The sequence below is a fragment of the Sorangium sp. So ce367 genome, from assembly GCF_051520455.1.
GTDB classification, from domain to species: domain Bacteria; phylum Myxococcota_A; class Polyangia; order Polyangiales; family Polyangiaceae; genus Sorangium; species Sorangium cellulosum_B.
The window spans coordinates 7,372,249-7,392,529 of the sequence record NZ_CP150334.1 but is presented as its reverse complement, the minus strand read 5'-3'; the positions used below and the strand labels follow the sequence as shown (position 1 = coordinate 7,392,529).

Genomic DNA, 20,281 nt, shown 5'->3' with positions numbered 1-20,281 from the left:
GGAGCGCCTGAGTGTGCCTCGCCTTGCTAACTGCCGCTACATGATGAAGCGAGGGTTCGACGGGAGGCGCGCGAACTCGATTTTACTTCGTCTGCCTCGTCTGCCTCGTCTGCCTCGTCTGCCTCGTCTGCCTCGTCTGCTTCTGCGCTCGTCGCGCGGCCGAGGGGCGACCCTGCCGGCGTCCTCTCGCGGGTCTCCTCGCCGGCAGCAAGCCGGAGGGGGCGGCGACCTCCGCGCCCACCTCCCGCGCTTCACCGGCGAGAACCGAGAAAAGAACCCCGGCGTGGCTCCGGCGTGACAGCGCGGCGCGGCAGCGACCTCGGCGCGCCCTCCCGGGGGTCCCCTGCGGCGTCGTCGACGAGATCGAGCTCTCCGTCCAGATTCGACCGCGAGGCGTGATCACTCGGGCACCGTCCGGGAATTCATCGGGGCCGTACGGCAGGCCTCCCCGCAGGCAAGGCCTGCACATAGAGAACTCACCCCCTCACCGATTCATTCCCCGCATTCTGCATGAAGAAGATCGAGCCCGGCGCGCCGAGGCAGATGTCGCTGCCCGCTGGGATGCCTTGTCGAGGCACATTGGACCGCTGGGGGCCCCTGGAGTCCCGTCCCGCATGAAAATCGTCGACATCCGCGCCACCACCGTCACCGTGCCGCTAGAAGCGCCCCTGCGTCACGCCAACGGCTGTCACTGGGGCCGCTTCGTGCGCACGATCGTCGAGATCGAGGCGGATAACGGGCTGATCGGCCTCGGTGAGATGGGCGGCGGCGGCGAGTCTGCCGAGGCCGTGTTCCGGGCGATGAAGGGCTACCTCGTCGGCCACGATCCCGCCCGCCTCGAGGAGATGCGGTTCAAGATCGCGAACCCGACGGCCTCTCTTTATAACAACCGCACCCAGGTCCTCGCCGCGCTGGAGTTCGCGTGCCTCGACCTGCTCGGACAGGCCTTCGGCGTGCCGGTCCACGATCTCCTCGGCGGCAAGCTGCAGGACGAGGTGCCGTTCGCGTCCTACCTCTTCTTCCGCTACGCGAACGCCGACGGGTCAGGCGAGGTGCGGACGCCAACGCAGCTCGTCGAGCAGGCGAAGGCGCTGAAGAAGACGCACGGGTTCACCTCGCACAAGCTCAAGGGCGGCGTGTTCCACCCGGACTACGAGCTCGAGTGTTACCGCGCGGTCGCCGCCGCCGTGGGCAAGGATCGCGTCCGCTTCGATCCGAACGCGGTCTGGTCGACGGAGCAGGGAATCCGCTTCGGGCAGGCGATCGAGGACCTGAACAACGACTACCTCGAGGACCCCGTCTTCGGCCTCCACGCGATGCGGCGCACCCGCGAGAAGGTGCGGATGCCGCTCGCGACGAACACCGTGGTCGTGGGCTTCGAGCAGCTCGCCGCGAACGTCCTCGACACGGCGGTGGACGTCATCCTTCTCGACACGACGTTCTGGGGCGGCATCCGGCCGTGCGTGAAGGCGGCGGGGATCTGCGAGACGTTCGGCCTCGGCGTCGCCGTCCACTCCTCGGGCGAGCTCGGCGTGCAGCTCGCGACGATGCTGCACCTCGGCGCCGTCATCCCGAACCTCTCGTTCGCCGCTGACGCGCACTATCACCACCTGCGCGACGACGTGATCCAGGGAGGCCCGCTCCCGTACCGGAATGGCCGTATCCGCGTCCCCGCCGGTCCCGGCCTGGGCGTCCGCCTCGATCGCGAGAAGCTCGCTCACTACGCCGAGGAGTACCGCCGGCTGGGCTCTTATCCATACGACAAGGACCCGCTGCGGCCGGCCTGGTGCGCGACCGTGCCGAACGACCGCTGGGCCGATCCGAAGGACGACCGAATCCCCGAGGTGCCGAGATGACCCTCGCCGAGCGCGTGGCCGCGGCCGTCGACGCCGCGCCCATCATCGATCTTCACACCCACCTCTTCGCGCCCCAGTTCCCCGCGCTGAACCTCTGGGGCGTCGACGAGCTCCTCACGTACCATTACCTCGTCGCCGAGGCCCTGCGCGCCGAGCCGAAGGTCACGCCCGAGGCGTTCTTCGCGCTCGACAAGAAGGCGCAGGCCGATCTCGTGTGGGCGTCGCTCTTCGTCCGCCGATCGCCGCTGTCCGAGGCCACGGCGGGCGTCGCGACGGTGCTCGCCGCGTTCGGGCTCGACCCCGCCGCGCCGGATCTTCGCGAGGCCCGCGCTTTCTTCGCCGAGCGCCGGGTCGAGGATCACCTCGAGGACGTGCTGCGGCTCTCGGGCGTGAGCGCGCTCGCGATGACGAACGATCCGACCGACCCGGTGGAGCGCGCGATCTGGGACTCGGGCGTCTCTCCCGATCCTCGGTTCTACACGGCGCTGCGCCTCGATCGGCTCATCCACACAAGCGATCTCGCGCCCGAGCTCGAGCGGTGGATCGCCCGCATGCGGCCGCGCTACCTGGCGATCTCGGTCAACGAGGTCTCGGCGCCGCCCCGGGCGGTGCTGGACGCGTGCCGCGATCACGGGCTGCCGTTCGCCATGATGATCGGCGTCCGGCGCGCGGTGAACCCCCGCCTCGGCGTGGCCGGCGACGGGGTGAGCACGGTCGACCTGACCCCGCTCGAGCGGCTCGCCGCGGAGAACCCCGACGTGCGCTTCCTCGTCACGACGCTCGCGCGCGAGAACACGCACCCTCTCTGCGTCGTGGCGCGCAAGTTCGCCAACGTCCTGCCGTTCGGCTGCTGGTGGTTCATGAACAACCCGAGCCTCATCGAGGAGACGACGATGATGCGCCTGGAGATGCTCGGGCCGACCTTCGTGCCGCAGCACTCCGACGCGCGCGTCCTCGATCAGCTGATCTACAAGTGGCGCCACTCGCGGCGGTCGATCGCTTCAGCGCTGACCCGGCGCTACGGGGCGATGCCCGTCCCACCGACCGACGCGCAGATCGAGCGCGACGCGCAGGCGCTCCTCGGGGGCATCGCGAAGGACTGGCTGGGAGCATGACGAATCGTTTCGACATCTCGGGCCGCACGGCCGTCGTGGTCGGTGGCACCTCCGGTATCGGGCGCGCGATCGCCCTCGGCCTCGCCGAGGCGGGCGCCCACACCGTCGCCACGGGCACCCGCGCGGACCGCGTGCAGGCGGTCGCCGCCGAGATCCGCGAGCGGGGCGTCCGCTCGATCGAGGCGGCGTGCGACGTCGGCGATCGCGCGACGCTCGACGCCCTGCGCGACCGCGTGCTCGAGGCGTTCGGCGGCGTCGACATCCTCGTCAACTGCGCCGGTCGGACCTTCCGGAAGCCCACCGCCGAGGTCGGAGAGGCCGAGTGGGGCAGCCTGCTCGACACGAACGTCACCGGCATGCTGCGCGCCTGCCAGGCCTTCCATGGCCCGTTGAAGGACAGCGGCCGGGGCCGCATCGTCAACATCGCCTCGCTGTCGAGCTTCGTCGCGTTCCACGAGGTCGCGGCCTACGGGGCGTCGAAGGCGGCGGTGCTGGCGCTCACGCGGAGCCTCGGCGCCGAGTGGGCGAAGCACGGTATCCGGACGAACGCGCTCGTGCCGGGCGTGTTCGTGACGGACCTCAACCGCGCCCTGCTCAACGGCACGCCGCGCGGGCAGGAGCTGCTCGCTCGCACGCCCCTCGGCCGCTTCGGCGACACGCAGGAGCTGGTCGGAGCGGCCCTCTTTCTCTGCTCTGACGCGGTGAGCTTCATCACCGGTACGAGCATCACAGTCGATGGTGGATTCCTCGCCTCCGGGGTGAACCAATGACCGCAGCGTCTCCCGTGGCCCCGGCGACCGCCGGCGTCATGTCCCGCACGCGCTGGACCATCTGCGCGCTCCTCTTCTTCGCGACGACGATCAACTACCTCGATCGGCAGCTGTTCTCCCTGCTGATCCCGTTCTTCGAGAACGAGCTGCGCCTCGGGCCGACGGACCTCGCGCTCATCAACGTGAGCTTCCTGCTCTCCTACGGCTTCGGCATGGTGTTCGTCGGTCGCTGGATCGACCGCGTCGGGCCGCGCAAGGGGCTCAGCGCGACGTTCCTGCTCTGGAACATCGCCTCGGCCGGCCACGCCATCGTCGGCAGCTTCGCCGGCTTCGCCGGGATCCGCTTCCTGCTCGGGGTCGGCGAGGCCGGCAACTTCCCGGCCGCCGTCCGCACCGTGGCCGAGTGGTTCCCCAAGAAGGAGAGGGCGCTCGCGACCGGGCTGTTCAACTGCGGCTCGAACGTCGGCGCCATCCTGGCCCCGCTCCTGGCGGTGCGCATCGCGGAGGCGTACGGATGGCGGACCTGCTTCCTCATCCTGGGCGGCGTCGGCGTCGTGTGGATCTTCTTCTGGACGCGCCTCTACCGGCGGCCCGAGGAGCACCCGAAGGTGTCGCCCGAGGAGCTCGCGCACATCCGCTCCGACCCGAAGGAGGCGACTGAGTCCCTCGGCGTCGGCGAGGTGTTCGGGATGCGGCCCGTCTACGCGGTCGCGGCGGCGAAGTTCTTCACCGACGCGCCGTGGTGGTTCTACCTCACCTGGCTACCGAAGTTCCTTGTCAGCGAGTTCAACCTGAAGCCGACCTTCATGGCCTACGCCATCCCGGTCGTGTTCCTCGTGGCGGACGGCGGCGCGATCGGCGGCGGATGGCTGTCCTCCAGGCTCATCGCGAGCGGCCGCTCGGTCGGCACGGCGCGGAAGCTCGCGATGCTCGCGTGTGCGCTCTCCGCGGTGCCCGTCATGTCCGTCGGGCTCCTCGTCGATGTCCCGAGCGTCGCGGGCATCCCCACGATCTACGTCGCGGTCGCGATCCTGTCGCTCGCCGCGGCAGCGCACCAGGGCTGGAGCAGCAACCTCTACACGCTCGTCTCGGATGCCCTCCCGCGCCCCGCGATGGCCACGGTGGTCGGCGTCATGACCGCGTTCGGCGTCGTCGGCGGGGCGCTCTTCCAGATCTTCGTCGGCTGGGCGCTCACGGCCACGGGCTCGTACGCCCTGCCGTTCCTGCTCGCGGGGACGCTGTACCTCGTCGGCCTGCTCGCGCTGCACCTCATCCTGCCGCGCGTCGAGCCGGTCGCGCCGAAGCGGCGCGTGCCGAACGCGGCGATCGTCGCCGGCGGCCTGGTGATGCTCGCCAGCATCGCGGGGCTGCAATTCGCCCTCAACCGTCCTGCGTACACCTCGGTCGACCAGTACCGGGCGACGCGGCCGGCCCAGCTGAAAGCGACGGGCGCGCCGGTCGAGGGCCCCGCCGCCCACGTGGGCTGGATGGACGCGCGCTGGTACCTCTGGCCGACGGCCGCGGGGACCAAGGCGGAGCTCGTCAAGTTCGACCGCGATGGGCGACCCATCGTCGAGGGGAAGGGCGCCGCCGCCAAGGGCTACACAGGCCCGTCCGCCGCGGAGGTCGAGTCGTCCCGCGCGCCAGGAGGCGATCGGTAATCACCGCCATCGGCCCGCCGCATCGCCTCTCCGCGATGGCGGCGGCCCCTTGAACCCTGCTTGTCCAAACGCTCGTCCGCCACGCGGCCTGATCCACTGCAAGGTATCCATGTCCTTCACGCTCCGTGATCCTTCCACCTGCCGCTGGGATCTCGTGTCCCTCGGCGAGGTCATGCTGCGCCTCGATCCCGGCGACGGGCGGATCTCCACCGCCCGCAGCTTCCAGGCCTGGGAGGGGGGCGGCGAGTACAACGTCGCCCGCGGCATGCGCCGCTGTTTCCGGCTCAGGTCGGCCATCGTGACCGCCCTCGCGGACAACCCCGTCGGCCGCCTGCTCGAAGATCTGATGCTGCAGGGCGGCGTGGATCTCACGCACGTTCGCTGGGCGACGCACGACGGCGTGGGGCGCCTCGTGCGCAACGGACTGAACTTCACCGAGCGGGGCTTCGGCATCCGCGGGGCGGTCGGCCTCTCGGACCGTGGCCACACGGCCGCGTCTCAGCTCAAGCCCGGCGAGATCGACTGGGATACGATCTTCGGCGCCCAGGGGGCGCGGTGGTTCCACACCGGCGGTATCTTCGCCGCGCTCTCCGAGACCACGCCTGCCGTGGCGAAGGAGGCGATGGAGGCGGCCAGGCGGCACGGCGTCGTCGTCTCCTACGATCTCAACTACCGTCCGTCGCTCTGGAAGTCGATCGGCGGTCAGGCCCGCGCGCAGGAGGTCAATCGAGCGCTCGCGCCGTACGTCGATGTGATGCTGGGCAACGAGGAGGATTTCACGGCTGCCCTGGGCTTCGAGGTCGAGGGCGTCGGCGAGGGGCACGCCAACCTGCGCGTCGGCGCGTTCGAGAGCATGATCGAGCACGTCATCGGGGTGTTTCCGAACATCCGGGCGGTGGCGACGACGCTCCGCGTGGCGACCTCGGCGACGCGCAACGACTGGAGCGCGGTGCTGTACCACGGCGGCCAGCTCTACAAGGCGCCCGAGCGCAGGGACCTGGAGATCTTCGATCGCGTGGGCGGCGGCGACTCGTTCGCCTCGGGGCTCATCTACGGCTTCCTGATGGGCAAGGGGCCGCAGTGGGCGGTCGATTGCGGCGCGGCGCACGGGGCGCTCGCGATGACGACGCCCGGCGACACGACGATGGCGACCCTCGACGAGGTGCTCAAGGCGATGAAGCTGGGCACGGCCCGGGTGGACCGATGAACAAGCAATCGGTGCTCGAGTGGATCGCGCGCGGGCGCATCGTCCCTGTGGTGCGCGCCGGCTCGGCCGACGAGGCGCTGCAGGCGGTCGAGGCCCTCCTCGAGGGGGGGATCGACGTGCTCGAGATCACGATGACCGTTCCCGGCGCGGTCGAGGTCGTGCGCGAGGTCGCCGCGCGCCACGGCGATCGGGCGCTCGTGGGCGCGGGCACGGTGCTCGACGCCCGCACCGCCGAGGCCTGTGTCGAGGCCGGGGCGCGCTTCGTGGTCAGCCCTGCGCTCGACGAGGCGACGGTGAGGGCGTGCGTCGCGATGAACGTCGTCCACGCTCCCGGCGCGCTCACGCCCACCGAGGTCGTGGCGGCGCACCGCGCGGGCGGAGACGTCGTGAAGGTGTTCCCGTGCGACGCCCTCGGCGGCGCCTCGTACCTCAAGGCGCTCAAGGCGCCTCTGCCCCATATCCCGCTCATGCCCACGGGCGGCGTGACGCTGGAGAACGTGGGCGCCTTCTTCGCGGCGGGCGCGGTGGCGGTCGGCGTCGGCGGCAACCTCGTGGATCTCAAGCTCCTGCGCGACGGGCGGCGCGACGAGCTCGTCGCCCGCGCCCGCGCGTTCTGCGACGCGGGCCGCGCATCCTGAGGAATCGCGCAGGCGGCGCGAACGCCGTTTGACGCCTCGACCCCGGCCGCTCCGCCGGGGAGACGGCTGCTGCGCCCGGGCCGCGATCTGCGCGGCGCGACGTGAAGCTTTGTTGAACTCACCATCTGCGGCGTTTGCAGGGGATTCCTGGCGCCATGGATAACCCAGGGGCTTCGAACATGAATCAATCGAAGGTTGCGAACCTAATCGGTGCGTCGATTTTCTTCGTGGCGGCGGTCGCGCACGCCCAGGCTCCCCCGCCGGCGCCGGACACGGCCGCTCCGCAGGCCGCTGCGCCAGCCACGCCTGCGGACGCGCAGGCGCCGACCACGCCGCCTGCGGACGTGGCTGCGCCTGCGGCGCCGCCGGCGGAGGCCGTCAAGCCGGCCTCCAAGGATCCTGTTCCGGTGACCTCCAAGTGGAAGGCCACGATCTACGGGATGGCGGAGTTCGACATCATGCACGACACCACCGAGAGCTTCGGGGAGTCGGTGGGGGCCACGGTCATCCAGCGCGAGGACACCTACGCCGGCTCGCACGGCCGCACGCACTTCACGGCGCGGAACTCCAGGTTCGGCGTCAGGGTGAACGCGCCCGAGGTGTCCGGGATCAAGACCACGGCCGTGCTGGAGCTCGACTTCTTCGGCAATCAGCCGCCCACCGTCTCCGAGGCCTCGCTGGTGAGCAGCGGCACCTTCCGCCTGCGTCAGGCCCACATCAAGGTCGAGTCGGACTACGTCGATCTGCTGATTGGACAGGGCTATCACCTGTTCGGGTGGCAGCCGTTCTTCTTCCCGGCCACGACGTCCTTCTTCCCCGTGATGAACCAGGTCTTCGGGAGGATGCCGCAGCTGCGCGTCGGCCACAACTTCAAGTCGGACGCCGCCAACGTGGAGATCGCCGCTGCCGTCCTCAAGCCGCCGCAGCGCGACTCCGAGGTGCCGGACATGCAGGCGGGGTTGCGCATCGGCGTCAACGGCTGGAAGGGAATCCACACGCTCGGCGCCGGCGGGATGTTGCACGACCCGCTGTCGATCGGCGTCTCGGGCGTGTTCCGCCATCTCAGGGTCAACGAGCACTCCGCGACCCCGCGCGAGCTGCGCTCGGCCAACGGCTACGGGCTCTCGGTCGACGCGATGATCCCGATCATCCCGGCCAAGGCGCTGGACGACGCCGGGAACGCGCTGACGTTGACCGGCTCGTTCTTCTCGGGCACGGGCATCGCGGACATCGTCGGCGTCGCGAGCAACGTGCCGCACCCGCCGCTCCCCGAGGAGGGAGCTGTCTATACGCCGAACATCGACAACGGCCTCGTCGTGTACGACGCGAACAACAGGCTGAAGACGATCGGCTGGACGGGGTTCATGGTCGGGCTCCAGTACTATCTGCCGCCGTCGGGGCGCTTCTCCGTCTCCGGCAATTACACCCAGGGCTCGAACGACCGGGTGACCGAGGAGAACGGCTACGGCGCGCTCCGCACGGCCTACCACGAGTCGCGCTACATCGATGGCAACCTGTTCGCCGACATCACGCCGGCCATCCGCGCGGGCCTCTCGTTCCAGTACTCGGAGCAGACCTTCGCGGACGACGTGACCGCGACCAACGAGCGCATCAAGCTGTCCCTCTACAGCTTCTTCTGAGCGACGGCGGCGGGCGACCCAGGTCGCGTTGGATCCGCACGCTCTCGCGCGACGCCTTCGCGAGCCAGGTCGCGGAGGCGGTGCTCGCGCCGCTCGACCCCGATCGCGTCGCCTCGACGTCGCGCCACCGGCGCATAGCGACGGCGGAGCGCCATTGCAACGAATGGCTTGACTTCCGCGACATGGTGGCCGAAGGGGGAGGTGCATGAGTACTGTACATTTTGTGGGCGGCGAGAAAGGTGGCGTCGGCAAGAGCGTGGTCGCTCGGCTGCTGGCGCAGCTATTCATCGACCGAGCGCTTCCATTCGTGGCGCTCGATGCGGATCTGTCGCATGGCGCGCTCCGCCGTTACTACGCGGACTACACGCAGCGCGTGGATCTCGAGCAGCTCGATAGCGCCGATCAGATCCTGGACAGTGCGCTCGGAGGCGATCGCGTGGTCCTCGTCGACCTGCCTGCGCAGAGCCACCGGGCGCTCGAGCGCTGGATCGAGTCGACCGACGTCCTCAACTACGCGCGGGAAATGGGCGTCCAGCTCGTGTCCTGGCACGTCACCGACGGCGGCTTCGATTCGGTGTCCCACCTCGATCGGGTCCTCGCGGCGCCGGGCGACGGGCTGCAGCATATCGTGGTGAAGAACCAAGGTCGCTCGAGGGACTTCAGCCAGCTCGACGCGTCACCCGCGTACCAACGCCTGCTCGAACGCGGCGGGCAAACCGTGACATTGCCCGAGCTCGACTCGTCGGTGATGTACAAGATCGACCGTTTCGGTTCGAGCTTCTGGGCCGCCATCAACACGAGCGAGGGGCCGCAAGCGCTGTCCGTCCTGGAGCGCCGCCGCGCCAAGCTCTGGTTGGAACGCGCGCAGGCTGCGCTGGAGGCAGCGGGCAACTGGCGGTCAGCGACGGAACACGCTTCTGCCGTGGTCGTGCCGCAACATCCCGAGTCGGCGCAACAGCAGCTCGAATCGGCCGCGAGCAACGAGCGGGTCGCGACCTGACCAAGGCGCCGGGGCTCGCTCCCGCTCGCGAGATTGCTTCGGATCGCACGCTCGGGAGCGTACACTCGGCTCCGACCCATCATGGACGCCGCCTCCACGACGTACGAGGTCTTCGCCGCTGCGCAGTGGGGTTGCCTGCGCGCGGCCACGCCGCTCACCCTCACCGAGGCCGACCTCGTGGTCTTGCGGGGCCTCAATGATCGGCTCTCGCTCGACGAGGTCGCGACGATTTATTTGCCGCTCTCGCGGCTGCTCAACCTGCACGTAGGCGCGGCGCAGGAGCTCCGCCGCGTGAAGGACACCTTCCTTGGCCGCCCCATCGCGCGGCGGCCTTTCGTGATCGGCATCGCCGGGTCGGTCGCGGTGGGCAAGAGCACGACCGCGCGGGTGCTGCAAGCGCTGCTGGCGCGATGGCCTGACCACCCGCGGGTGGACCTGGTGACCACCGACGGCTTCCTGTACCCCAACGCGGTGCTCGCCTCGCGCGGCGGCCTGCACCGCAAGGGGTTTCCCGAGAGCTACGATCTCGTGCGGCTGGTGAAGTTCCTCGCCGACCTCGAGGCGGGCGTCGAAGCGATCGACGTGCCGGTCTACTCGCACGCCACCTACGACGTGATCGACGGGAAGGTGCAGACCGTGAGGCAGCCCGACGTCGTGATCCTCGAGGGCCTGAACGTGCTGCAGGGCCCCGACCGTGCCGCGGCGATCGCCGTCAGCGACTTCTTCGACATCGGGATCTATGTCCACGCGGACGAGGCCGACATCGAGCGATGGTACATCGAGCGCTTCTTCGCGCTGCGGGCCACGGCCTTTCGTGACCCCTCCTCGTATTTCCACCGTTATGCGGCGATGGGGGACGACGAGGCGCGCGCCTTCGCGTTGCAGGTCTGGCGCACGATCAACGGCCCCAACCTGACCGAGAACATCCTGCCGACGCGGGCACGCGCCGACGTCGTGCTGGAGAAGGGACCCGACCACGCCGTGCGCGCCGTGTGGCTCCGCCGGCTCTGATGTAGAGGTTCACGGCCGGCGCAGAGCGTCTGTCGTGTCCAGGTCCACGCGCTTTCCGTCGGTGGTGTCCTGACACCGCTGTCGACGACGACGGCCGTGAACTGTTGTATGCTGCTGTCATGGACTGGAAAGAGAGCTGTCGCTCCCGTCTCCGTGAGCACGTCGATCAGCACGGCGACATCGCTCCTCCATGGGAGCGCTTCCCCGACTACGAGCGCTACACGATCGGCTGGCGAATGGGCTCCGGTGAAGACTGGCTGGGGATGTGGGGCGTCTTTCTCGAACAGCTCGCGCCGGACCGCGAAACACGCGTCGCCTACCTGCGACGCCACCCTCCCGCGCCGATCACCTGGGCAGAGGCCGTTCACAAGGTGTTGCACCCGACGGATGAACGGGCAGATGGCGAGGACGGCGACGAGGAGGACGGCGACGAGGAGGACCCGATCGCGGCGGCCTCGCGTCGATCGGCGCTCCTGGAGCAGGGGCTCATCGCGGTCGACGTCTCCTTCACCATCTGGCTCAGCCAGCAGAATGGCGTGCGTTGGCCGTGGGAATCGTACGAGACGCCCGAGAAGGCGGCCCGCTACAACACCCGCGAGCTCTGGTTCTGGTCGCGCCAGGTCGCCGAGCTCCGGAGACGCGACGGGTGGACGCCTCCCGCCGTACCGGAGGGTTGGCGAGCGTGCGCGACCGCGCTCGTGAGCGGTGACGCAGGTCCGATCGCGCCTCGCGACGGGCTCCTTTCGCTGGCGCGACTGCTCTGCGCCGGGGACGTCAAGGCGCCCTGGCAGCTCGGCCTGGAGCTCGCCGACTTCGCCGATTCGTTCGAGGACGACATGGGTTATGTCGACGCGTTTCGCTTGTGGGGAATGTCCGCCTTCGACGACGCCCACCAGCTGCGTCGCTACCTTGAAGCCACCCGAGTACCGCCGGGCTGGGAGGCCTGGATCGCGGAACAATTCCCCCTGGATTGAGCGGCGGAACCGGTCTGGCTGGCTCGACGTGGGCCCGCCGAGCTGAGAAATCCCCTCATTGCTTTGTCGTTTCAGCAGAAAATTGAACAGAGAGGCGGGAGACAGGGAGACTGGTATCCTCCGCCCATGCTCACCTTACCGCCGGGGCCGCGCAGCCAGTTATGGAGCCTGATCGGCTATCTCCGGGACCCCATCGGCTGCATGGTGCCACTCGCGCGGAAGTACGGCGATCCCTTCTCGTTTCCTGGCAAACCCCCGATGGTGTGCACCGGGGATCCCGCGGGCATCAAGGCCATCTACACGGCGGAGACGGACTCGTTCGCCCCTTTGTCGAAGGACATGGCGGTGTTCCTCGGCCGCACCTCGCTTCTCCTGATCGACGGCGCCGAGCACCGCCGGCTGCGCAAGCTCATGATGCCGCCGTTCCATGGCGCGCGCATGCGCGCCTACGGCGAGGCGATATGCCAGCTGGCCGAGCGGCACACAGCGGGCTGGAAGCCGGACCAGCAGGTCATGGCGTACGAGGTCGCGCAGCAGATCTCGCTCGACGTGATTCTGCAGGCCGTCTTCGGCGTGAGCGAGCCGGCGCGCAAGGCAGCGCTCGCAGGCCTGCTGCTGGAGCTCATCAACGGGTTCTCTCCGCTCATCGTGCTCCTCCCGTCGTTGCGGCGCGAGCTCGGTGGGGTCGGTCCCTTCGCGGCGTTCCTGCGGCGGCAGCGCCTCCTGCACGAGCAGCTCCGCACGCTCATCGCGGCGGCGCGCGCGGCCGGGCCACGCGAGGACATCCTGAGCCTGCTGGTCGAGGCGCGCGACGAAGACGGCCAGCCCATGACCGACGAGGAGGTCATGGATCAGCTGATCTTGCTGGTGATCGCCGGGCACGAGACAACGGCGATCTCGATCGCGTGGGCCCTCTATGCGTTGCACCGGCCCGAGAACGCCGCCGCCCTCGAGCGGCTTCGCGCCGAGCTGTGGGCGCTCGGGCCCGGCCCGGAGGCAGAGAAGCTCGACAAGCAGCCGTACCTCGAGGCCGTATGCCACGAGACGCTGCGGCGTTTTCCGCTTGCGCCGGCGCCGAGCCCGCGAAGGCTGCTGCGTCCGCTGGAGCTGATGGGTTACACATTGCCAGCTGGCGTGGGGGTGAGCGTGGCCATCGGCGTCGCGCACTTCCGCGAGGACCTCTACCCGGAGCCACTGCGCTTCCGTCCAGAGCGTTTTCTCGAGCGCAAGTTCACGCCCTTCGAGTTCATGCCGTTCGGCGGGGGGGCGAGGCGCTGTCTTGGCGCGGCGCTGGCCGGGTATGAGATGCGGCTGGTGCTTGGCACGATCCTGCGGCGCTTCCGGCTGCGGCTCGCGTCGCTGCGACCCGACACAGGGAAGGTGCGCGCGGCCAACGTCGGGCCGGCGCACGGTGTGAGGATGATCGTCGAGGAGCGGCTGGCGTAGGTCCCCGGAGTGGACCGGGGGGGTCGGCCCCAACCTGGGTCGGGCCGGCTCGGCCCCAACCTGGGTCGGCGGCTCGGCCCCAACCTGGGTCGGGTCGGCCAACCTGCGGCTCGGCCCCAACCTGGGGTCGGCGGCTCGGCCCCAACCTGGGTCGGGTCGGCTGCCAACCTGGGTCGGGCCGGCCAACCTGGGTCGGGCTGGGCAACCTGGGTCGGGCTGGGCAACCTGGGTCGGGCTGGGCAACCTGGGTCGGGCCGGCCAACCTGGGTCGGGCTGGGCAACCTGGGTCGGGTCGGCCAACCTGGGTCGGGTCGGCCAACCTGGGTCGGGTCGGCTAGGGTCGGCCAACCTGGGTCGGATCGGCGGCCGGCGGCGTGGCCGAGCGGGCCAACAACTTGGCCGTACGGGCAAAGGCCGGCGCCGGCCGCGGCGCGTAGCTTCCCGGCATGCTGCTCGCCGCGCATCGCACCTCGCGCTTCCTCCAGACCCGCGCCCTCGTGGCCGCTGCCCTGCTGGTCGGGCTCGTGGCCGCCGGCGGCTCGCTCGCAGTCCACGCCGCTGCGCATCCTGGGACGCACGCTGACCGGAACGTCGCCGGAGACGCGCCGCCCGGCAGTCCGCTCGGCGGCCTATCGAGATCCCTCGGCGACCTGGCGCCCGTGGTCGGCGTCGTCGAGGAGCGGCTCGCGGCAGGGAGTTACACCTACCTCGCCGTGCGGCCGGACGGCGGCAGCCCGATGTGGGCCGTGACCCTGGGCAGCGGACAGCCGGTGGGCGCGCGCGTCTCGGTCAGGAGCTTCGGCCGGCGCACGGAGTTCGCGTCTCGCCGCCTGCAGCGGACCTTCCCCGTTCTCGTCTTCGGCGTGGTCTCGCCCGTGCGCGCGGACGAACGCTGATTCGCACCCGACAACATCACCTTCTTTCCTGTCATGAGGTTCATCATGGTTCGAATTGACTTTTCCCTCTCTCGCGTCGCGCTTGTCCCGCTCCTCGTCGCGGTCGCCGCCTTCGTCCCGGCGTGCGGCGCGGACGACGGGACACCGAGCAACACGGGCGGCGGCTCGGGCACGCAGACCGCCGCCTCCGAGTTCACGTGCACAGATGACGATCTGCAGAGCTCGCCGTTCGGTGGACCCGGGTTCGCGGACGGCGCGCTCACGGGCGCCGCGCAGGACTCCTATGTTGCCTCGTCGACCCTGCTCTGGATGAAGCCCGACGCGGCGGCGCAGCAGAGGTTCGGCGAGCTGATGGGGCCCATCCTCGCCCAGCTGCCTACGCAGGAAGGGCTGATCGGCTTCACGCTCGGAACCTCGGCGAAGTGCGGCTATGCGAGGACGATCACGGTGTGGAAGGACGAAGAGGCGATGGGGAAGTTCGTGATGTCGGACGCCCACCTCTCGGCGATGAGCGCGGCGAGCGCGGTCAGCGTCCACGGCGTCGTGACCCAGTGGACCGTCGGCGCGGGTGATCTCCCGATGTCGTGGGAAGCGGCGAGAGCGAAGGTCGCCGCCGCCGAGATATCGTACTGAGGCCGGGCGCGCTGGACGGCCGCGGCCCGAGGCCTCGGGCCAGGCGGGCCATCGCCCCGGCGGTCAGCCGTCGTCCGCTGCGCGGTCCACGCCCGCTGCGGCGCGGCGCCCCGGGGCGCCGCGCGCCTCCTCACGGAACCGGCCGGGCGTCCTCCCGGACCAGCGCTTGAAGGCCCGCGCGAAGGCCGTCACCTCCGAGAACCCCAGCAGAAAGGCGATCTCCGACATCGACGTGTCGCTCTCACGGAGCAGCTCCTCGGCGGTCTGACGGCGCACGTCGCCGACGATCTGCCGCAGCGTCGTCCCCTCGTCCTCGAGGTGCCGCCGCAGCGTGCGCTCGCTCGTCCCGAGCCGCCGCGCGATGGCGGTCGCCGACGGCTCGCCCGAGGCGAGGAGGTGCGCGATGACGTCACGCACCCGATCGGACTTGGGCGACGCGTCGGCGACGCGACGGCGGCGCAGCTCCTCCGCGTGCTGGTGGAAGAACGCGCTCAGGGCCGGGTTCGCGTCGCGAGGCACGAGGTCCAGCAACGACGGTGGGAAGGCAAAGCCGTCGCGGGGCGCGTCGAACTCGACAGGGCAGCGGAAGAAGTCCCGGTGCGCGGCGAGATCGCGCGGCGCGGGGTGGCGGAAGCTGACCCGGAGCGGCGAGAACTCGACGCCGGCGCACTGGCGGAAGCAACGGATGTACACCGCCAGGCTGTGCTCGGTCGCGACGCGCGCGCCCAGCGTGAAGCGGGGCGAGCGGTGCATCTCCGCGAACGGAGCGTCCCGGTCCGTCGTGGTATCGGTCACCCAGCGCGGTGTATCCTGCAGGAGCACCATGTAGCGGTCGACACGGTCGAGCGACTCACGGGCGCTCGCGCTCGTCATGACCGCGAAGCCCATGACGTGCATCTCCTCCATGCGCGTCCGCGCGGCGAGGCGGATGGGCGCCCCGGGATCGTCGAGCGCGCGTACCATGTGCGCCCACAGGGCGTCGAGCGACGTCACCGGTATGCGGCTGTCCGCGTCGGTCAGCGACTCGGCGGAGACGCCGGCGACCTCGAGAAGATCGCCGTGGCGGAGGCCGCGAGAGGCGGCATACGAGATCAGCCGGCCGACGATGGCCATGGACACCGTGGGCCGCGACGGGGAAGACGGCATGCCCGAGCGAGCCTATCATCCGCCGTGGACCGCGAGACGAGCGGGGTGAGCTGGGTGAGCACAGCGCTCGCCGAGCGCCCGTGATACGGCACGACGGCGACGGGCTCGACGACCGCGTCAAGTTGTCGTTATGGCCATGACGCAATGAGTTCATGGCGACAATCTGTCGTCAACACGGTTCGAGCCCGCGGTCCGCCATCAAACGGCGCGCATCGAGCGACCAACAGAGGACATCGTCGCGTGGCACCGATGTTGCTCAACACATCCGATGTTGCTCGACATCCACGAGCTTCGATGGAGGTGTGACGATGACGTTGAGGTCCGAGCGCGTCGCTGCAGCGATTGATCGGCCGGGCCAGGGCGGCGAAGCGCCCGGGCCGCCCACCTCGCAGCCTGCTCCGGCGCGGCGTCGGATCCCGGTGGCGTCGGCGCTCCGGCGCTGCCTTGGCAACGGGTACGGCCTCGGGGATCTCCAGGCCGACCTCCTGGCGGGCACTGTGGTCGGCGTCGTGGCGCTCCCTCTCTCCATGGCCCTCGCCATCGCGGTGGGGGCTCCTCCTCAGCACGGGCTCTACACGGCGATCGTGGCCGGCGCGCTGGTGGCGCTGCTGGGCGGCTGCAAGTTCCAGGTCACCGGCCCGACGGCGGCCTTCGTGGTGATCCTCGCGCCCATCGTGGCGGAGCACGGGCTGTCCGGGCTGATGACGGCGGGGCTCCTGGCCGGCGTGCTGCTCGTGATCATGGGGCTCGTGCGGCTCGGCCGGCTCATCGAATACATCCCGTACCCGGTGACCACGGGCTTCACCGCCGGGATCGCCACCGTGATCGCGACGCTCCAGGTGAAGGACGTCCTGGGCCTCCAGGCCGGGCCGCTCCCGGAGCACTACACCGCCAAGGTGGCGGCCTTGTGGGCCGCGCGCGGGACGGCCGACCTCTTCGAGCTGGCGGTCGCCGCCGCGACGCTCGCCCTGCTCTTGCTCGTCCCCCGCGTCATCAAGAAGGTGCCGGCGCCCCTCATCGCCATCACCGTCGTGTCGCTCGCCGCGGTCGTCGTCGATGCGGTCTACCCCGCGTTCTCCGTGGCGACGATCGGCAGCCGCTTTCGCGTCACCGTCGGCGGCGTGGAGATCGCCGGCATCCCGTCGATCCTCCCGACGCCCTCGCTGCCGTGGGGCGATGGGCTCTCGCTCGAGCTCGTGAGGGAGCTGCTCCCCGCCGCCTTCGCGATCGCCATGCTCGGCGCCATCGAATCGCTGCTGTCGGCGGTCATCGCCGACGGCATGACAGGGACCAAGCACGATCCGGACTCGGAGCTCATCGGCCTCGGTATCGGGAACATCGTTGCGCCGATCTTCGGCGGCATCGCGGCGACAGGAGCGCTCGCGCGGACGGCCACGAACATCCGGGCTGGCGCGCGCTCTCCGATCGCGTCCGTGACCCACGCCGTGGTCGTCCTCCTGTCGATCCTCGTCTTCGCCCCGCTCGTGGCCTACGTCCCCATGGCGTCGCTGGCGGCGCTGCTGCTGCTCGTCGCGTGGAACATGTCCGAGCTCCACCATTTCATCCGTATCGTGAGGCTCGCGCCGAGGAGCGATGTGTTCGTACTCCTGACCTGTTATGGGCTCACCGTCATCCTGGACATGGTGATCGCGGTGTCGGCCGGCGTGATCCTCGCCGCCATCCTCTTCATGCGCCGGATGGCCGAGCTGACGGGGAGCCGGACGGTGCTGGACGCCGCCGGCGGTTCCAGCGAAGTCGAGCTCCCGAGGCGGGTCGCCCTCTACGAGATCAACGGCCCGCTGTTCTTCGGCGCCGCCCAGAAGGCGATGGCGGCGCTGCACGCCATCCGCGGGGACAGCTACGAGGTGATGATCCTCGACCTCGGCAAGGTGCCGTTCATCGACAGCACGGGGTTCGTCGCCCTCGAGAACGCGCTCGACGGGCTCGCGCGGCGCCAGAAGGCGGTGATCCTGGCCGGTCCGTTGCCCAGGCCGCGCGAGATCTTCGACAAGGCGCGCCTCCAGGAGCGGTCGCAGCGCGTGTACCTCGCGGAGGATCGGGCGGCGGCGCTCCGCCTCGCCGGCGAGCTGGTGAACGGCTGAGCGCTCGCTGCCGGCAGGTCCGCGGCATCGCTCCTCTCTCGCCGGACACCTCTGCGGCCTCTGCGCGCCGCGCGGCTCGCTACTTCAGCGTGTCGCTCAGCCGGGCCGCCTGGGTCGCCAGGTAGCTCTGCTCCGGGATGCTCGTCGTGCGGCTGGCCGCGCGCCTGTAGTGCGCGATCGCCGCCTCGTGATCGCCGGCCCGCTCCAGCAGGTGCGCGCGGGCGGCGTCGAGGCGGTGGTGACCCGAGAGGCGCGCGTCGGCGTCGAGCGCGTCCAGCAGATCGAGCCCCGCGCGAGGGCCGTGCACCATGGCGGTCGCGATCGCGTGGCTCAGCGCCACCATCGGGTTGTCGGACATCCGCATCAGCACGCCGTACAGCGCCAGGATCTGCGGCCAGTCCGTGTCCTCGGCCCGCGCTGCCTCGTCGTGCACCGCCGCGATCGCGGCTTGCAGCTGGTAGGCGCCGATCGAGCCCCTGGACAGCGCCGCCGTGACGAGCGCGACGCCCTCGGCGATGGCGCGCTGATCCCACAGGCCCCGATCCTGCTCCGCGAGCGGGATCAGCTCGCCCAGAGGCCCGGTCCGCGCCGCGCGCCGCGCGTCGGTCAGGAGCATGAGCGCGAGGAGGCCCGCGACCTCGCCGTCGTCCGGGAGGAGCGCGTGCACGGCGCGCGTCAGGCGGATCGCCTCGCCCGACAGATCGTCGCGGTGCAGCGCGGGGCCGGAGCTCGAGGTGTAGCCCTCGTTGAAGATCAGGTAGAGCACGTGCAGGACGGCGCCGAGGCGCTCCGCGCGCGCCTCGGGCGTCGGCCGCTCGAAGGGCACGCCGGACGCCTTGATGCTCTGCTTCGCCCGGCTGATCCGCTGCGCCATGGTCGCCTCCGGGACCAGGAACGCCCTTGCGATCTCGGCCGTCGTCAGGCCGCCCACGGCGCGCAGGGTCAGCGCGATCGCGGACGGCGTGGAGAGCGCGGGGTGGCAGCACATGAACAGCAAGGTGAGCGTGTCGTCCTCGAGCGCCGCCTCGTCGCTGTCGGCGGCGAGGGCGATCTGCAGCTCGGGCGGCACGAGGCTGACCACGATCGCCTCGCGGCGGCGGCGCGCCGCCTCGCTCCGGACGTGATCGGCGATGCGCCGCGACGCCACGTGGATCAGCCAGGCGCGCGGCTCGTCGGGCACGCCCTCGCGGGGCCACTGCGTGGCCGCCGCGATCAGCGCCTCCTGGACCGCGTCCTCGGCGGCGCCGAAATCTCGGAATCGCCGCATGACGGCGCCGAGCACCTGCGGCGCGAGATCGCGCAGCAGGCGCTCGGCCGTGGCGCCCTGGGACGGAGAGGTCACTAGAGATCGCTGGGCGGCGCGCTCATCACCTCGCGCACCTCGATCCCCATGTTGAGCGGCGCGCCGCCGGGGCCGGGCGCGGCGGACGCCTGCGCGGCGATCTCGTACGCGCGCTCGGGGCTCTCGACGTCCACGATCCAGTACCCGGCGAGGAACTCCTTGGTCTCCGGGAACACCCCGTCGGTGATCGGCTGGCCGTCCTTGCCGGCGCGCACGAGCTTGGCCTGGTCGGGGCCCGCCAGGCCCTCGGCCGCCACGAGCTCGCCCGACGCGCTGAGCTTCCTGTGGAAGCTCTTCATGAACGCGATGTGCGCCTGGAAGTCCTTCTGCTGCCAGTTGGCGACCTGGTACGGCCCCCCGCTCGGGGTGTTCATCATCAGGATGTACTTCATGATCGGCTCCTTCTCTTCGCTCTCGCCCCGGGTTCGGGCGCGCGTTCGTGGGGTTGTCGGAGCCGAGGGCGGGTCCTCGACATCCCGGGCGACGATAGCGAAGAAATCCGAACCCCGACACGACGGACGGTCGCGTGCAGGTGCAGGTGCGTCTGCGGCGCCCGTGGGAGGTGTGCAGGTCTGTCGTCGCGAGCGTGTGTCCTCCGCGGTGTGATGTGCTCCGTGGTCGCAGGTGGTCGGTAGAGAAGGGGGAATGTGTGTCGTCTTCGCAGGCCGCCGATCGCAGGGCGGCCCATCACGGGCGGATTCCGCGGATGACGTCCGGCGCGCCCCCACGCGACCTCTCTGCTGACGAAGCGCTCGGGCGTGGTGATTCCGCGCGTCGCCGGCCGTCGTGATCGGTGAGGCGCGCGCAGGCGGACCGCCCTGCGAGTCGACTCCTTGGCTCAGGC

The 20,281-nt window shown here is 70.3% G+C and carries 17 protein-coding genes; 14 read left to right on the top strand and 3 right to left on the bottom strand.

Going from position 1 to position 20,281, the window contains the following annotated elements; all coding sequences use genetic code 11:
- The first annotated feature begins 614 nt into the window (after positions 1-614).
- The 13 genes from WME97_RS28025 (at position 615) to WME97_RS27965 (ending at position 14,847) form a co-directional block, all read left to right on the top strand.
- Positions 615-1,856 (top strand): enolase C-terminal domain-like protein, encoded by a 1,242-nt coding sequence (locus tag WME97_RS28025; RefSeq protein ID WP_437541768.1) that lies wholly within the window; start codon positions 615-617, stop codon positions 1,854-1,856.
- Entirely contained in the window at positions 1,853-2,971 is a 1,119-nt protein-coding gene (locus tag WME97_RS28020) for a hypothetical protein (protein ID WP_437541766.1), read from the top strand. Before WME97_RS28025 ends, WME97_RS28020 begins: the two co-directional genes overlap by 4 nt.
- Positions 2,968-3,741, top strand: a complete 774-nt coding sequence (locus tag WME97_RS28015) for an SDR family NAD(P)-dependent oxidoreductase (RefSeq protein WP_437541764.1) — start codon at positions 2,968-2,970, stop codon at positions 3,739-3,741. Before WME97_RS28020 ends, WME97_RS28015 begins: the two co-directional genes overlap by 4 nt.
- Entirely contained in the window at positions 3,738-5,402 is a 1,665-nt protein-coding gene (locus WME97_RS28010; RefSeq protein WP_437541762.1) for an MFS transporter, read from the top strand. Before WME97_RS28015 ends, WME97_RS28010 begins: the two co-directional genes overlap by 4 nt.
- 109 nt (positions 5,403-5,511) lie before the next feature.
- Positions 5,512-6,609, top strand: a complete 1,098-nt coding sequence (locus WME97_RS28005; RefSeq protein WP_437541760.1) for a PfkB family carbohydrate kinase — start codon at positions 5,512-5,514, stop codon at positions 6,607-6,609.
- Entirely contained in the window at positions 6,606-7,247 is a 642-nt protein-coding gene (locus WME97_RS28000) for a bifunctional 4-hydroxy-2-oxoglutarate aldolase/2-dehydro-3-deoxy-phosphogluconate aldolase (protein WP_437541758.1), read from the top strand. The genes WME97_RS28005 and WME97_RS28000 overlap by 4 nt, the downstream gene beginning before the upstream one ends.
- Before the next feature lie 227 nt (positions 7,248-7,474).
- Positions 7,475-8,887 carry a hypothetical protein gene (locus WME97_RS27995; RefSeq protein WP_437541756.1) on the top strand — a complete coding sequence of 471 codons (1,413 nt, stop codon included), beginning with the start codon at positions 7,475-7,477 and terminating at the stop codon, positions 8,885-8,887.
- A 223-nt stretch (positions 8,888-9,110) separates the two neighbouring features.
- Complete coding sequence (locus tag WME97_RS27990; RefSeq protein ID WP_437541755.1) at positions 9,111-9,887, top strand: mobilization protein; 777 nt, start codon at positions 9,111-9,113, stop codon at positions 9,885-9,887.
- Between the two features lie 81 nt (positions 9,888-9,968).
- The gene (coaA, locus tag WME97_RS27985) at positions 9,969-10,898 is read left to right on the top strand and encodes a type I pantothenate kinase (protein ID WP_437541752.1); all 930 of its coding nucleotides are present in this window, start codon (positions 9,969-9,971) and stop codon (positions 10,896-10,898) included.
- A 119-nt stretch (positions 10,899-11,017) separates the two neighbouring features.
- Positions 11,018-11,872 carry a hypothetical protein gene (locus tag WME97_RS27980; RefSeq protein WP_437541750.1) on the top strand — a complete coding sequence of 285 codons (855 nt, stop codon included), beginning with the start codon at positions 11,018-11,020 and terminating at the stop codon, positions 11,870-11,872.
- A gap of 126 nt (positions 11,873-11,998) precedes the next feature.
- Positions 11,999-13,318: a cytochrome P450 gene (locus tag WME97_RS27975; protein ID WP_437541748.1), complete on the top strand. Its 1,320-nt coding sequence runs from the start codon at positions 11,999-12,001 to the stop codon at positions 13,316-13,318.
- 446 nt (positions 13,319-13,764) lie between these two features.
- Entirely contained in the window at positions 13,765-14,214 is a 450-nt protein-coding gene (locus tag WME97_RS27970) for a hypothetical protein (protein ID WP_437541746.1), read from the top strand.
- 45 nt (positions 14,215-14,259) lie between these two features.
- Positions 14,260-14,847, top strand: a complete 588-nt coding sequence (locus WME97_RS27965) for a hypothetical protein (protein WP_437541744.1) — start codon at positions 14,260-14,262, stop codon at positions 14,845-14,847.
- A 63-nt stretch (positions 14,848-14,910) separates the two neighbouring features.
- Here the strand turns inward: WME97_RS27965 and WME97_RS27960 are convergent, their stop codons facing one another.
- Positions 14,911-15,993: an AraC family transcriptional regulator gene (locus tag WME97_RS27960; protein WP_437541741.1), complete on the bottom strand. Its 1,083-nt coding sequence runs from the start codon at positions 15,991-15,993 to the stop codon at positions 14,911-14,913.
- 308 nt (positions 15,994-16,301) lie between these two features.
- Here WME97_RS27960 and dauA point away from each other — a divergent pair, with 308 nt between their 5' ends.
- Positions 16,302-18,095 carry a C4-dicarboxylic acid transporter DauA gene (gene dauA / locus WME97_RS27955; RefSeq protein WP_437541738.1) on the top strand — a complete coding sequence of 598 codons (1,794 nt, stop codon included), beginning with the start codon at positions 16,302-16,304 and terminating at the stop codon, positions 18,093-18,095.
- A 79-nt stretch (positions 18,096-18,174) separates the two neighbouring features.
- Here dauA and WME97_RS27950 read toward each other — a convergent pair whose 3' ends face one another.
- The gene (locus WME97_RS27950; protein WP_437541736.1) at positions 18,175-19,437 is read right to left on the bottom strand and encodes an RNA polymerase sigma factor; all 1,263 of its coding nucleotides are present in this window, start codon (positions 19,435-19,437) and stop codon (positions 18,175-18,177) included.
- On the bottom strand, positions 19,437-19,829 hold the full coding sequence (locus tag WME97_RS27945; RefSeq protein ID WP_437541734.1) for a YciI family protein: 393 nt from the start codon (positions 19,827-19,829) through the stop codon (positions 19,437-19,439). Before WME97_RS27945 ends, WME97_RS27950 begins: the two co-directional genes overlap by 1 nt.
- Positions 19,830-20,281: the final 452 nt, after the last annotated feature.